This window comes from Blautia luti (genome assembly GCF_033096465.1).
GTDB lineage: Bacteria > Bacillota > Clostridia > Lachnospirales > Lachnospiraceae > Blautia_A > Blautia_A luti.
In genome coordinates, this window is record NZ_AP028156.1 from 101741 (window position 1) to 115727 (window position 13987).

Sequence of the window (13987 nt, forward strand, 5' to 3'; positions counted from 1 at the left end):
AACAATTACATTTATTTACCTTATAATGAACTCATAAGAGAATGCAAGAAATTAGGTTGATATACTGGAATAGTAAGGATTTCAGACAACTGGAGGAAATGCATATGAAAGAGCAGCAGGAAAAAATAAGAGTATTAGATCCACATATAATACTGATATTATTTATATCAGCGTTTGTATTCGGCATAGGAATGCTGATGATTTTCCTGGAAAGAAAGGAAATAAGAGCAGAGGGATATGAATTTATATTTTTTAGTGTGGAAATATTAATGTTGCTGTTAATCTTGTATTATATGAGAACTGTTGTGCTGAGCAGAGAAGGCTGTACGGTATCCTGGCTGTTTTGGAAGAGAAATTATAAATGGGAAGAGCTTGCTGTTATTAGAGAGGATGTCTGGTATACATATGGTAAAGGAGGGAGTATACGTTATCAGGGGATTGTATTTTCCAAATATGTAGTAAATAAGAAGAAAAAGAAATATACTACCAGGATGATCGTTAATGCGCTTCCGCTTTCAGATTGTTTTTACATTACTTTTGATGAACATGGCAATGTTTTTTCTTATAAATTAGAAAAAGGAAAAAAGCAAGTTATTAGAAAAATGTTCGTAAATGTTCGTGAAAAAATGAAGGAATGGGGAGTGGAGGTAGAAAAAGGAGAGGGAATAAAAGAAGAAGAAAAACAAAGACAATATGATGAAATGATAGAATTGAGGAGGCAACAAAGAAAAAAAATTCAAAGCAAAGGAGCAGACTGTACAAATTTAAAAGAATATCAGCAAGAAGTAATAAAGATCAGAGATTTTTTTCAGATAACCATGGTAATACTTATTACGGTACTGCTTATTTGGACAGGGCTGTCTGCTGAAGAGGGAGAAAGAATTCCAATATTGATTCTTGAGTTTTTGATTGATGCACCATTATTGTTTTTCTCTTCAAAAGTCGTAACATTAAGTAAAGAAGGCTGCAAAATATCGTATCTGTTTTTCAAAAAAATGTATAAATGGGAAGAACTTGAAATTATACGTGAAGATTATTTTCCAAGTTTCCGAGCCCGGAGAAGCAGAGGTATTGTTTTTTCTAAAAGAAAAAAGAATAAAGCAGGATATATATATACAACACGGGAAATTGTAGGATCAGGTCATATTTTAGAGAGTTTTTATATTGTTCTTGATGCAGATGGAAATATACATTTATATAAGCGTCTGGCAGCAAAGGCTGGCAAAACAAAACTGAGAAAAGTAGCTGTAAATATTCCCCGGAAATTAGCGGAATGGGGAGTGGAAATGGAAAAAGGTGATGAAATATACAGGAACGTATGATTTATAAGAAGATTGAAATTGCAGTAGGCGGGTATGCTGTGACTTCTGACAGAGAAGCAGAACCGATTGTCATGCAGTATCTGGCAAAGGGATATCATACGGTAACAGATGATTGTGTTTCTGTAGAGAATTCTCTGTTATTTTTTAATGCACTGCGGAAATTCAAAATACCGGTAGAAATGCATCTTTATCCTGTTGGCGGACATGGTCTTAGCCTTGCAAATGAAGAGACAAGCTACGAAGACGGCAGATGCATACAAAAAGAATGCCAGACATGGATGGAACTGGCATGTAAATGGATAGAAAATATAAAATAAAATAAGATAATAAAAATACAAAGGCGGCATTGTGCCGCCTTTATTATTTGTGTTATACTGAAATATAAAGCCAATGCCAGGCTATAATTGACATTGCAGAATATTGTACCGGCAAGATGACAACAGAAATGGAGATTATATGATAGAGTTAGGAAAAAAACAGAAATTAACAGTAGTAAAGTCCGTAGATTTCGGTATTTATCTGGGTGAGGATATGCATGCGGATGCGAAGAACCGTGTACTTCTTCCATCCAAACAGGTTCCGGAAGGAACAAAAGAGGGCGACAGCATTGAAGCATTTATTTACAAAGATTCTCAGGACCGCCTTATCGCAACAACAAAAGAACCGAAACTTCAGGTAGGACAGACCGCAGTCCTGAAAGTATCTCAGGTGACCAGAATCGGAGCATTCCTTGACTGGGGATTGGAGAAAGACCTTCTGCTTCCATATCATGAGCAGACTTTGAAAGTAAGAGAAGGCGAGGATGTACTGGTAGCGCTCTATATCGACAAAAGCAGCCGTCTCTGCGCAACGATGAAGGTTTATCACTACCTTTCAACCAGAACTCCTTATGTAGTAGGAGATATGGTAAAAGGCCGTGTCTATGAGATCAGCGACAGATTCGGTGTATTCGTGGCAGTTGATGACAAATATTCCGCATTGATCCCTGCAAGAGAAGCTAAGGGAAAATACCGTCCGGGTAAGATCCTGGAACTGCGTGTCAGTGAAGTAAAAGAAGACGGAAAGATGAATGTCACAGACCGTCAGAAAGCATATCTGCAGATCAACGAGGATGCCGAAAATGTCCTGGAAGTCATCAATGAATTCGCAGGTGTTCTTCCATTTGACGATAAAGCATCACCGGAAGTCATTCAGAGAGAATTTGGCCTGAGTAAGGGTGCTTTTAAGCGTGCCATTGGACATCTGATGAAAGAAGGCAAAGTAGAAATTAAAGATAAGAGAATCTACGCGAAGTAAAAAGAACTGTATAACCAATATAATAGTTAAAGCATAAGAACAGGAGAGATACAAAGTTGGAGTTTACACATCTTCATGTCCATACAGAATACAGTCTGCTGGATGGTTCCAATAAAATAAAAGAATATGTAGCCCGTGTCAAAGAACTTGGCATGGACAGTGCGGCGATCACAGATCACGGAGTCATGTACGGTGTGATCGATTTTTACCGTGCAGCAAGGGCCGAAGGAATCAATCCGATCCTGGGATGTGAGGTTTATGTAGCTCCCGGCTCCCGATTTGACCGTGAAGCAGGAAACGGGGAGGACAGATACTATCATCTGGTTCTCCTGGCAGAGAATAATCAGGGATATGCCAACCTGATGAAAATCGTGTCTAAAGGATTTACCGAGGGATTTTATTACAAGCCAAGGGTAGATCTGGAGGTATTAAGAGAGTACCATGAGGGAATCATTGCATTAAGTGCATGTCTGGCAGGTGAGGTTGCCAGATATCTTCAAAGAGGAATGTATGAAGATGCAAAGGCAGCAGCGCTGCGTTATCAGGATATCTTTGGAAAGGGAAACTTCTTCCTGGAGCTGCAGGATCATGGAATTCCGGCACAGCAGGTAGTAAATCAGGAACTTTTGCGCATGCACGAAGAAACAGGAATCGATCTGGTGGCAACCAATGACGTGCATTATACAATGGCAGAGGATGCTGCGCCCCACGATATTCTTCTGTGTCTGCAGACGAACAAGAAACTTGCAGACGAAGACAGAATGCGTTATGAAGGCGGACAGTATTATGTGAAATCTCCGGAGGAAATGGCGCAGCTTTTCCCATATGCACTGGAAGCCCTGGAAAACACTCATAAGATCGCGCAGAGATGCCACGTGGAGATTGAATTCGGCGTAACCAAGCTGCCGCGATTCGATGTGCCGGATGGTTTTACCTCCTGGGAATATCTGAATAAACTGTGTTTCGAGGGTCTGGAAGAACGTTATCATCCGGTTACTGATGAATTAAAATCCCGCCTGACATATGAATTATCCACGATCAAAAATATGGGATACGTGGATTACTTCCTTATTGTGTGGGATTTCATCAAATATGCCCGTGACAATGATATTATGGTAGGTCCTGGACGAGGTTCAGCAGCAGGAAGCCTTGTTGCCTACACTTTGGGTATCACACAGCTTGACCCGATCCGTTATGATCTGCTTTTCGAGCGATTCCTGAATCCGGAACGAGTATCCATGCCTGATATTGACGTTGACTTCTGCTTCGAAAGAAGACAGGAAGTGATCGAATATGTACGGCGCAAATACGGAGATGACTGTGTGGTTCAGATCGTTACTTTCGGTACACTGGCAGCCCGCGGTGTTATCCGTGATGTCGGCCGTGTTCTGGATATGCCCTATGCACAGGTTGCTGATATTGCGAAAATGATTCCCCAGGAGCTGAATATCACTATTGATAAAGCCCTGAAAATGAATCCTGAACTGAAGAAGGCATACGAAGAACAGGATGATGTCCACTATCTGATCGACATGGCGAGACGTCTGGAAGGTCTTCCGCGGCATACCTCTATGCATGCAGCAGGCGTGGTGATCAGCCAGAAAGATGTTTCCGAATATGTACCTCTTTCCAGAGCACAGGACGGTTCCATTGTTACTCAGTTCACCATGACAACACTGGAAGAACTGGGACTTCTGAAAATGGACTTCCTGGGTCTGCGTACCCTGACAGTGATCCAGAATGCAGTGAAACTGATCCAGAAAGACGCAGGCGTTACGCTGGATATGCAGAAAATAGATTATAATGATAAGAAAGTTCTTGATTCTCTCGGTACCGGCCGTTCCGATGGTGTATTCCAGCTGGAAAGTGCAGGAATGAAGAACTTCATGAAAGAGCTGAAACCACAGAGTCTTGAAGATGTGATCGCGGGAATTTCCCTTTACCGTCCGGGTCCTATGGATTTCATCCCCCAGTATATCCGGGGCAAAAACCGTCCGGATACCATCAAGTATGACTGTCCTCAGCTGGAGCCAATCCTTAAGCCGACTTATGGCTGTATCGTATATCAGGAGCAGGTTATGCAGATCGTTCGTAATCTGGCAGGCTATACCCTTGGACGAAGCGACCTTGTCCGCCGTGCCATGTCCAAGAAAAAAGCGGCAGTTATGGAAAAAGAACGCCGGAATTTCGTATACGGAAATGAAGCTGAAGGGGTTCCGGGATGTATTGCCAATGGGATCGACGAGGCAACAGCTAATAAGATCTATGATGACATGATCGATTTCGCCAAGTATGCGTTCAATAAATCTCATGCAGCGGCATATGCAGTTGTTTCTTATCAGACTGCATATCTGAAGTACTATTATCCGATAGAATTTATGGCAGCGCTGATGACATCGGTGATTGATTTTCCTACAAAAGTAGCAGAATATTTCCTGGTAGGCCGTCAGATGGGAATCAAGATCCTTCCGCCGGATATCAATTGCGGAATGTATGGTTTCTCTGTAGATAACGGCGCGATCCGATATGGATTGTCTGCAATTAAGAGTGTGGGGCGTCCAGCTATCGAGAGCCTGGTGGAAGAGAGAGAAAATAACGGGAAGTATAAATCCCTGAAGGATTTTATGGAACGAAATTCTTCCCAGATGAATAAACGAGCCATTGAGAACTTTATCAAAGCAGGTGCCATGGACTGTCTGGAGGGAAATCGCCGTCAGAAGATGATGGTCTATCAGCAGATTTCCGACAGCATCAGTCAGGAGAGAAAGAACAGTCTGGCAGGACAGATGAGCCTGTTTGACCTGGTCAGCGATGAGGATAAGAAGGAATTCGAGATCCGTATGCCGGATGTGGAGGAATTTGATAAGGAAGAGCTGCTGGCATTTGAGAAAGAAGTTTTGGGAATTTATCTGAGCGGACATCCGCTGGAAAGCTGCAGAGGAATGATGGAGAAAACAATTTCCGCGAGAACTATAGATTTCCAGCCGGATGAAGAGACAAATATCCCTAAGGTAGTGGATGGACAGAAGGTGATCATCGGAGGAATGATCACAGAGAAGACCATTAAATATACCAAGACAAACAAAATTATGGCGTTTCTGACAGTAGAGGATCTGGTAGGAACAGTAGAAGTGGTTGTTTTCCCAAGAGATTATGAGAAAAGCCAGGTTCTTTTGCAGGAGGATGCCAGAGTATTTATACAGGGCAGGGTTTCAGCTGAAGATGACAGGGCAAGCAAGCTGATCCTGGAGAAGATCAGATCCTTTGATGATGTACCCAGAGAGCTGTGGATCCAGTTTGAGAACCGCAGTGAATACGGGAAAAAGGAACAGCAGCTTCTGGCAGATCTTCGGGAATCACCGGGAAGAAGCAGTGTGGTGATCTATCTGAAAGATGTGAAAGCCATGAAAAAGCTTCCGGCAGCCTGGCAGGTACAAATTCAGGACTCCTGGATGGGCCGATTGGGTGAAAAATATGGTAAAACCAATGTTAAAGTTGTAGAAAGAGGATTGAAAAACTTATAAAAATGCGCTAAACTAATACCCGAATATGTGTATAGTAAAAATGAGATAGATTCATAAGATGGAGGAAGAAAAGATGGCAGAAAACAAGATAAAAACCATTGGCGTCCTTACCAGCGGTGGTGATGCACCGGGAATGAACGCTGCAATTCGTGCAGTTGTCAGAAGAGGTTTAAGTAATGGCCTGAATGTAAAAGGTATTCTTAAAGGATACAATGGTCTGTTAAACGAAGAAATCATTGATATGAGTGCCAAGGACGTTTCCGACACGATTGAGCGCGGCGGTACAATCCTTTACACAGCACGTTGTGCAGAATTCCGTACACCGGAAGGACAGCAGCGTGGTGCAGAAATCTGCAAAAAGCACGGCATCGACGGACTTGTTGTTATCGGTGGTGATGGATCTTTTGCAGGTGCTCAGAAACTTGCAAACCTTGGAATCAATACAATTGGTCTTCCGGGAACAATTGACCTTGATATCGCATGTACAGAATATACGATCGGTTTCGATACAGCTGTAAACACAGCAATGGAAGCAATCGATAAAGTACGTGATACTTCTACTTCCCATGAGAGATGCAGTATCATCGAGGTTATGGGACGTGGTGCAGGATATATTGCTCTGTGGTGCGGTATTGCCAACGGTGCTGAGGACGTTCTGGTTCCTGAGAAATATGACTATGATGAGCAGAAGCTGATCAATAACATTATCGAGAGTCGTAAGAAAGGCAAAAAGCATCACATCATCATCAATGCAGAAGGTATTGGTCATTCTGAAGCAATGGCAAAACGTATCGAAGCTGCCACAGGTATCGAAACACGTGCTACAATCCTTGGACACATGCAGCGTGGTGGAAGCCCGACATGTAAAGACCGTGTATATGCATCTATGATGGGTGCTCTGGCAGTAGACCTTCTTGTTGCAGGTAAGACATGCCGCGTTGTTGGATATCGTCACGGTGAATTTGTAGACTTCGATATCAATGAAGCACTTGCTATGCAGAAAGGTATCTCTGACTATCAGTGGGAAGTATGCCAGTCACTTTCTCATAACTATGATAAAAACAACAAATAACAAATGAATAAAAAGATGCAGTTATATAACAGACTGCATAAATTAAATACTGCTCAGATAATTACCCTCGGTTTTGCGGGGGTGATTATCTTAGGGGGATTACTTCTGTGGCTGCCGTTTTGTACGGCACCCGGAAATCACACTTCTTTTACAGATGCCATGTTTACCGCAACTACAAGTGTATGTGTAACAGGGCTTGTGACAGTTGTTACGGCAACTCACTGGACTCTGGCAGGTAAGATTATTATTCTTGTTCTGATCCAGATTGGAGGTGTGGGACTGATTTCCCTGGGCAGTATTATTTTTATAAGTCTGAGAAAGAAAATATCGCTGAGGAACCGGCGTGTTATCCAGGAGTCCTATAATATGGACAGAATGAGTGGAATGGTCAGGCTGGTGAAGAAAGTTCTGATCTGTGTGTTTGGAGCAGAAGGAATCGGTGCAGTGTGTTATGCAGTTCGATTTATTCCACAGTTCGGTCTGGCAAAAGGTTTGGGATACTCTGTTTTTACGGCAGTATCTGCATTCTGTAATGCTGGTATTGATCTGCTGGGAGAGGACAGCCTGGCTCAGTATGTTGATGATCCGATCGTGAACTTTACAAGTGTAGGACTGATCATTATGTCAGGACTTGGATTTGTGGTCTGGTGGGATATCTGGGATAAGATTAAACGAGTCATCAGAGGGAAACTTCCGGTGGGACGTATGTTTAAAAATCTCCGTCTTCACAGTAAGATCGTGCTGATGATGACGCTGATACTTGTTGTGGGCGGTACAGTACTGATCTTTCTGTTTGATCATGGAAATCCGGAAAGTATCGGGATATATTCGCCGGGAACGAAGTGGATGGCATCTTTGTTCCAGTCAGTTACCACAAGAACAGCCGGATTTTTTACTGTAAGTCAGGAGAGGTTTTCCAATGCAACTTATATGCTGTGCCTGATATTGATGTTGATCGGCGGTTCCCCTATGGGAACAGCAGGTGGAATTAAAACAACAACAGTTGCGGTCCTTCTGCTGAGTCTGAAATCCAATCTTCAGGGAAAACGGGATGTGGAAGTACACCACAGGAGAATCAGAGACAGCTACATCCGTTCTGCAATCGTAGTGACAGGTATGGTACTTACAGTACTTATTCTCATGAGTATGCTGTTGTGTGTAGCCATGCCGGAAGCACCGACAGAAGATGTTGTTTATGAAATTACATCTGCGGTTGCAACGGTAGGACTTAGCAGAGGGCTGACATCCTGCCTGAATACAGCTGGCAAATGGATCGTGATCCTGACTATGTATCTGGGAAGAATCGGTCCGCTGACTCTGGGAACTGCAGTGACTGTACGTGCACAGAAAATGCCGGCAGATTCACATCTGGCAGAAGAAGATATTATGATCGGATAGTAACGGTTCGGTAGTCAGGCGGATATTCGCAGAGGATAACGAATACATGTTCAGAAAGAGAAATGAGGAAGAAAATGAAGAACAAATCTTATGCAGTGATCGGTCTTGGGCAGTTCGGGATGACGGTAGCCCTTACTCTGGCAGAGGCGAACTGCGATGTACTTGCCATTGACGATAAAGATGATAATGTGCAGGACATCGCAGAGAAAGTTTCCTATGCTGTTAAGGCAGATGTGCGTGATCCGGGAATTCTGGAATCGCTTGGAGTTCAGAATGTAGATGTTGCGGTCATCGCAGTAGCCGAGAATATGGAGGCCAGTATTACAGCAACCATGCAGGTGAAAGAACTTGGAGTTCCTTTTGTCATGGCAAAGGCAATGAATTCTCTTCATGGCAGGATACTGGAGAAAATAGGGGCAGATAAGGTGATTTATCCTGAACATTCCATGGGTGTCAGAGTTGCAAGAAATCTTCTCTCCAGTGGATTTGTCGATATGTTTGAGCTTTCTTCTGATTTCAGTATGGCAGAATTTAAGATCCCGCGGGAATGGATAGGAAAAACACTTCGGGAGCTGAAGGTCAGGGAAAAGTATAACATCAATCTGATCGGTCTGAAGCATGGCGACAAGATGAATATGAATGTGGCGCCGGATGAAGTGTTTCCGGCAGACTGCACAGTTGTTGCAACAGGAGCAAACAGTGACCTGAATAAGGTTTCGGAAAATTGAGGATAAGATATGATCACCAGTGTAAATAACGGACAGGTAAAAAATATCATACAGCTGAACCAGAAAACAAAAGCCCGCAGAGAACAAGGGCTTTTTGTTGCAGAAGGAAGAAAAATGTTCGGCGAAGCACCGAGGGATTGGATCTCGAAGGTGTATGTATCAGAAGCTCTCAGCGGTGATGCAGAACTGATGGTTCAGGTGGAGAAACTTCCATATGAGATAGTAGCAGATTCTGTTTTTCGACAGATGAGCGATACGCAGACGCCTCAGGGAATTATGACAGTGCTTAAGAAACCTTCCTATACAATAGAAGATATTCTCGGCGGGAAAAATCCGCTGGTTATGATTCTGGAGGATCTGCAGGATCCGGGAAATGCCGGAACTATTCTCCGTACAGGAGAGGGCGCCGGAGTAAGCGGAGTTCTTCTGACAAAGACCTGCGTGGATATCACAAACCCGAAGGTTATACGATCAACCATGGGGTCTGTCTACAGAATGCCTTTCCTATATGTGGAAAATGTGGTATCATTAGCACAGGAACTGAAAGACAGAAATATTCGCACATTTGCGGCGCATCTGCATGGTAAGAACTCTTATGATCAGGAATCCTACACAGGAGGAACTGCTTTCCTGATCGGCAACGAGGGAAAAGGACTGACAGATGAAGCGGCAGACAGTGCTGATTGTCTGATACGGATTCCTATGTGTGGAAAAGTAGAATCTCTGAATGCTGCCATGGCATCCGGAATTCTCATGTATGAAGCTGCTCGTCAGAGACGATAGCAGACGAAAGGAGGAGTTTCATGCAGCCTTTGATCTGGCTTGGGATTCTTGCGTTATTGCTTGTTGTAGAGGCAATTACGGCAGGACTGACCACCATCTGGTTTGCTGGCGGCGCACTGGTCGCTGCTATTGCATGTTATGCAGGAGCGAACCTCACTGTACAGATATTGCTGTTTCTGTGTGTTTCATTGGTACTTCTCATCTTTACCAGACCACTGGCAATGAAGTACTTTAACAAAGAAACCATACAGACCAATGCAAACAGTCTGATTGGAAAGAAAGCAGTTGTGATTCAGGAGATTGACAATCTGGCGCAGACAGGCCAGGTTCGTATCAATGATATTGAATGGACTGCACGTTCTGCTGATGACGAAAAAATCGGCGAAGGCACCGTTGTAACGATCGAAGAGATCCGAGGTGTGAAACTTATTGTAAAACAGAATAAGGAGGATTAGTTATGGGCGTGGTTTTTCTGATAGTTATTATCGTTATTGCGGTATGGGTCCTTGCATCCTGTGTCCGCATTGTACCACAGGCATATGCAGTAATCCTGGAACGTCTGGGAGCTTATCAGGCAACCTGGAGTACAGGAATTCACTTCAAGGTTCCGTTTATTGAACGAGTAGCCAGAAAGGTAAATCTGAAGGAACAGGTAGTGGATTTTCCACCGCAGCCGGTTATCACAAAGGATAACGTAACCATGCAGATTGATACTGTTGTGTTCTTTCAGATCACAGATCCGAAGCTTTATACTTACGGTGTGGAGAATCCGATCATGGCAATCGAGAATCTGTCCGCAACAACCCTGAGAAATATTATCGGTGACATGGAACTGGATGAGACACTGACATCCCGTGAGACCATTAATACCAAGATGAGAGCTTCCCTTGACGAAGCAACTGATCCATGGGGAATCAAGGTTAACCGTGTGGAATTAAAGAATATCATACCTCCGGCAGCTATCCAGGATGCAATGGAGAAACAGATGAAGGCCGAGCGTGAACGTCGTGAAGCGATTCTGATCGCAGAAGGTCAGAAGAAATCGACGATTCTTGTTGCAGAGGGTAAAAAACAGTCCGCGATCCTGGACGCAGAAGCTGAGAAACAGGCAGCGATCCTTCGTGCAGAAGCGCAGAAAGAGCGTATGATCAAGGAAGCAGAAGGTCAGGCAGAGGCAGTTCTGAAAGTACAGAATGCCAATGCAGAGGGTATTCGCATGATCAGAGAAGCAGGAGCAGATGAAGCAGTTCTCACACTGAAGAGCCTGGAAGCATTTGCCAGGGCAGCAGACGGTAAGGCAACCAAGATCATTATTCCGTCGGATATTCAGGGAATCGCAGGTCTGGCAAGTTCTCTGAAAGAGATTGTAACTGATCCGAAAGCTGAGACTGATAAATAACAATATCCGTCAGAGATATAGTTGTGAAGGAAGCAGGATTATCTGTTTCCTTACATAGAAACAAAAGAAAACAGAAAGCTATTGTTCCGTGCAGAATGCATTAGGAAGAATAGTAACAAATAAATGACATCGGGGAGAGAAATATCATGAATTTAAAAGGAAGAAACTTTCTGACGCTGAAAGATTTTACACCAGAGGAGATCACATATCTCATTGACTTATCTGCAGAACTCAAAGCTAAGAAAAAAGCCGGCGAGCTTCACGAATATTATAAAGGCAAAAACATTGCTCTGATCTTCGAGAAAACAAGTACAAGAACACGCTGCTCTTTCGAAGTAGCTGCTCATGATCTTGGAATGGGAAGCACATACTTGGATCCGACAGGTTCCCAGATCGGCAAGAAAGAGAGCATCGCAGATACAGCAAGAGTTCTTGGCAGAATGTATGATGGTATCGAATATCGTGGATTTGGTCAGGAAGTTGTTGAGGAACTTGCAAAATATGCAGGAGTTCCGGTATGGAATGGTCTTACAAACGAGTATCATCCGACACAGATGATCGCTGATATGCTGACAATCCGTGAGCATTTCGGAGATTTAAAAGGACGCAAACTTGTATACATGGGCGATGCCCGTTATAACATGGGTAATTCCCTGATGATCGCGTGTACCAAACTTGGTATGCACTTCGTAGCATGCACAACTAAGAAATATTTCCCGAACGCAGAGTTAGTTGCTCAGTGTGAGGAATATGCGAAGGTATCCGGCGGAAGCATCACTCTGACAGAGGATGTTCAGGCAGGAACAAAGGATGCAGACGTTATCTATACAGACGTATGGGTATCTATGGGTGAGCCGGATGAGGTATGGACAGAGAGAATCCATGATCTGACACCTTATAAAGTAACAAAGGACGTTATGAAGAACGCAGGAGAGAAAGCAATCTTCCTTCACTGTCTGCCAGCATTCCATGACCTTAAGACAAAGATCGGCAAGGAAATGGGCGAGAGATTCAATCTGACAGATATGGAAGTAACAGATGAAGTATTTGAATCTGAGCAGTCCAAAGTATTTGATGAGGCAGAGAACCGTATGCATACCATCAAAGCTGTCATGGTAGCAACATTAGGAGAGCCGGAGAACAAATAATGGCATATCTGTATAATGAAGAAACAATTTCACAGGCAATAAACACAAAATGGGCGGGCAAAACCGTCCATTTTGCAAAAGAAACAGATTCTACCAATTCATGGATCAAGCGTCTGGCAAAAGATGGTGCAGAGCATGGAACTCTGGCAGTTGCGGAATTCCAGTCTGCGGGAAGAGGGCGTTTTGACAGAAGATGGGAAGCGCCGGAGGGCAGCTCTATTATGATGACACTGCTCTTACGTCCGGAATTTTCACCGCAGTATGCGTCTATGCTGACACTGGTTATGGGAATGGCAGTGGCACAGGCAGCAGAGGAACTGGGGTTTAACGTAAGTATTAAATGGCCCAATGATATTGTGATCTCTAAGAAGAAAATCTGTGGTATCCTGACTGAGATGGGGACGAATGGTGTGAAGATCAATTACGTTCTTATTGGAGTGGGAATTAATGTAAATCTGAAAGAGTTCCCTGAGGAAATGCAGGATAAAGCAACATCATTGCTTCTGGAGGGTGGTCATGAATATGACAGAAATCAGATCATTGCACTGGTTATGAAATACTTTGAGATCAACTACGAGAAATTTATCCAGACCTGTGATTTTACGCATCTTCTGGATGATTACCACAGAATCCTTGCGAACCTGGATCAGCCGGTCAGAGTGATCGACGGTGACAGAAGCTTCGAGGGAATCTGCAGAGGAATCGATGAAAAAGGTGAGCTGCTTGTGGAAAAGCAGGACAAAGAAGTTGTGAAAGTCAGCGCTGGAGAGGTCTCGGTGCGTGGACTTTACAGTTATGTATAAAGAGTCGTTCGGGCATTATACGATATGACTTTTTAACCGCCTGAGAATTATTAATAAATATGGAATCTGTGATTTAAGTTAAATTACATGATTCTGAAGAATTTCGAAAGAGGGAAACAGTAATTTATGTATCAAGATAATATTACTCTCTGCGGCGCAAGCGCCTATGAGAAGAAATTTTATTTTAACCAGGATTTCAATGCACTTCCGGATCATGTAAAGAAAGAACTGCAGATCATGTGTGTTCTTTACACAGAAGACGTAGGTGGAATCCTGACTTTGGAATTTGACGAAAACGGCAGACTCCAGTTCAAGACAGAGGCTTTGGAAGCAGATGCCCGCTACGATGAGATTGGAAGCGGTCTGAAAATCAAACAGATCCAGCAGGACAAGAAAGAACTTCTGGAATCTCTGGAAATGTATTATAAAGTATTCTTCCTCGGAGACATCCCGGAGGAAGAACTGAAGAAAACACCGGGCAGCGAGGACTGAATCCATGCAGAAAGAACCATTC

13 protein-coding genes are annotated in these 13987 nt (G+C 43.4%); all 13 read left to right on the forward strand.

Translation table 11 applies throughout. The features are described 5' to 3' along the window. Window positions 1-104: 104 nt before the first annotated feature. The 13 genes from R8695_RS00525 (at window position 105) to R8695_RS00585 (ending at window position 13965) form a co-directional block, all read left to right on the forward strand. Complete coding sequence (locus tag R8695_RS00525) at window positions 105-1322, forward strand: hypothetical protein (protein ID WP_154780777.1); 1218 nt, start codon at window positions 105-107, stop codon at window positions 1320-1322. Beyond that, complete coding sequence (locus tag R8695_RS00530; protein ID WP_243139567.1) at window positions 1319-1639, forward strand: alpha/beta hydrolase family protein; 321 nt, start codon at window positions 1319-1321, stop codon at window positions 1637-1639. The genes R8695_RS00525 and R8695_RS00530 overlap by 4 nt, the downstream gene beginning before the upstream one ends. Before the next feature lie 139 nt (window positions 1640-1778). Further along, window positions 1779-2618, forward strand: a complete 840-nt coding sequence (locus R8695_RS00535) for a CvfB family protein (RefSeq protein ID WP_118512237.1) — start codon at window positions 1779-1781, stop codon at window positions 2616-2618. Window positions 2619-2674: 56 nt separating this feature from the next. Then, complete coding sequence (locus R8695_RS00540) at window positions 2675-6142, forward strand: DNA polymerase III subunit alpha (protein WP_154780776.1); 3468 nt, start codon at window positions 2675-2677, stop codon at window positions 6140-6142. 73 nt (window positions 6143-6215) lie between these two features. Beyond that, window positions 6216-7214: a 6-phosphofructokinase gene (gene pfkA / locus R8695_RS00545; protein ID WP_154780775.1), complete on the forward strand. Its 999-nt coding sequence runs from the start codon at window positions 6216-6218 to the stop codon at window positions 7212-7214. 3 nt (window positions 7215-7217) lie between these two features. Next, a complete protein-coding gene (locus R8695_RS00550; protein WP_243139566.1) occupies window positions 7218-8612 on the forward strand; it encodes a TrkH family potassium uptake protein in 1395 nt (464 codons plus the stop codon). Window positions 8613-8686: 74 nt separating this feature from the next. Beyond that, window positions 8687-9340: a potassium channel family protein gene (locus tag R8695_RS00555; RefSeq protein ID WP_118512241.1), complete on the forward strand. Its 654-nt coding sequence runs from the start codon at window positions 8687-8689 to the stop codon at window positions 9338-9340. 9 nt (window positions 9341-9349) lie between these two features. Beyond that, window positions 9350-10123 carry a TrmH family RNA methyltransferase gene (locus R8695_RS00560; protein ID WP_154780774.1) on the forward strand — a complete coding sequence of 258 codons (774 nt, stop codon included), beginning with the start codon at window positions 9350-9352 and terminating at the stop codon, window positions 10121-10123. A 20-nt stretch (window positions 10124-10143) separates the two neighbouring features. Next, window positions 10144-10578 carry an NfeD family protein gene (locus R8695_RS00565; protein ID WP_008707795.1) on the forward strand — a complete coding sequence of 145 codons (435 nt, stop codon included), beginning with the start codon at window positions 10144-10146 and terminating at the stop codon, window positions 10576-10578. A 2-nt stretch (window positions 10579-10580) separates the two neighbouring features. Next, window positions 10581-11522 (forward strand): SPFH domain-containing protein, encoded by a 942-nt coding sequence (locus R8695_RS00570; RefSeq protein ID WP_008707794.1) that lies wholly within the window; start codon window positions 10581-10583, stop codon window positions 11520-11522. Window positions 11523-11668: 146 nt separating this feature from the next. After that, window positions 11669-12670 (forward strand): ornithine carbamoyltransferase, encoded by a 1002-nt coding sequence (gene argF / locus R8695_RS00575; protein WP_118512245.1) that lies wholly within the window; start codon window positions 11669-11671, stop codon window positions 12668-12670. Beyond that, the gene (locus R8695_RS00580) at window positions 12670-13473 is read left to right on the forward strand and encodes a biotin--[acetyl-CoA-carboxylase] ligase (protein ID WP_154780773.1); all 804 of its coding nucleotides are present in this window, start codon (window positions 12670-12672) and stop codon (window positions 13471-13473) included. Before argF ends, R8695_RS00580 begins: the two co-directional genes overlap by 1 nt. A 126-nt stretch (window positions 13474-13599) precedes the next feature. Beyond that, on the forward strand, window positions 13600-13965 hold the full coding sequence (locus R8695_RS00585) for a DUF6145 family protein (protein WP_118512249.1): 366 nt from the start codon (window positions 13600-13602) through the stop codon (window positions 13963-13965). The last annotated feature ends 22 nt before the right edge of the window (window positions 13966-13987 follow it).

Excerpts from the sequence above, each read along its gene's own strand:
- R8695_RS00530 (WP_243139567.1), top strand. The coding sequence starts at position 1,319 with ATGATTTATAAGAAGATTGAAATTGCAGTAGGCGGGTATGCTGTGACT.
- R8695_RS00585 (WP_118512249.1), top strand. The coding sequence starts at position 13,600 with ATGTATCAAGATAATATTACTCTCTGCGGCGCAAGCGCCTATGAGAAG.
- R8695_RS00525 (WP_154780777.1), top strand. The coding sequence starts at position 105 with ATGAAAGAGCAGCAGGAAAAAATAAGAGTATTAGATCCACATATAATA.
- R8695_RS00565 (WP_008707795.1), top strand. The coding sequence starts at position 10,144 with ATGCAGCCTTTGATCTGGCTTGGGATTCTTGCGTTATTGCTTGTTGTA.
- R8695_RS00535 (WP_118512237.1), top strand. The coding sequence starts at position 1,779 with ATGATAGAGTTAGGAAAAAAACAGAAATTAACAGTAGTAAAGTCCGTA.
- R8695_RS00550 (WP_243139566.1), top strand. The coding sequence starts at position 7,218 with ATGAATAAAAAGATGCAGTTATATAACAGACTGCATAAATTAAATACT.
- pfkA (WP_154780775.1), top strand. The coding sequence starts at position 6,216 with ATGGCAGAAAACAAGATAAAAACCATTGGCGTCCTTACCAGCGGTGGT.
- argF (WP_118512245.1), top strand. The coding sequence starts at position 11,669 with ATGAATTTAAAAGGAAGAAACTTTCTGACGCTGAAAGATTTTACACCA.
- R8695_RS00560 (WP_154780774.1), top strand. The coding sequence starts at position 9,350 with ATGATCACCAGTGTAAATAACGGACAGGTAAAAAATATCATACAGCTG.
- R8695_RS00555 (WP_118512241.1), top strand. The coding sequence starts at position 8,687 with ATGAAGAACAAATCTTATGCAGTGATCGGTCTTGGGCAGTTCGGGATG.
- R8695_RS00580 (WP_154780773.1), top strand. The coding sequence starts at position 12,670 with ATGGCATATCTGTATAATGAAGAAACAATTTCACAGGCAATAAACACA.
- R8695_RS00570 (WP_008707794.1), top strand. The coding sequence starts at position 10,581 with ATGGGCGTGGTTTTTCTGATAGTTATTATCGTTATTGCGGTATGGGTC.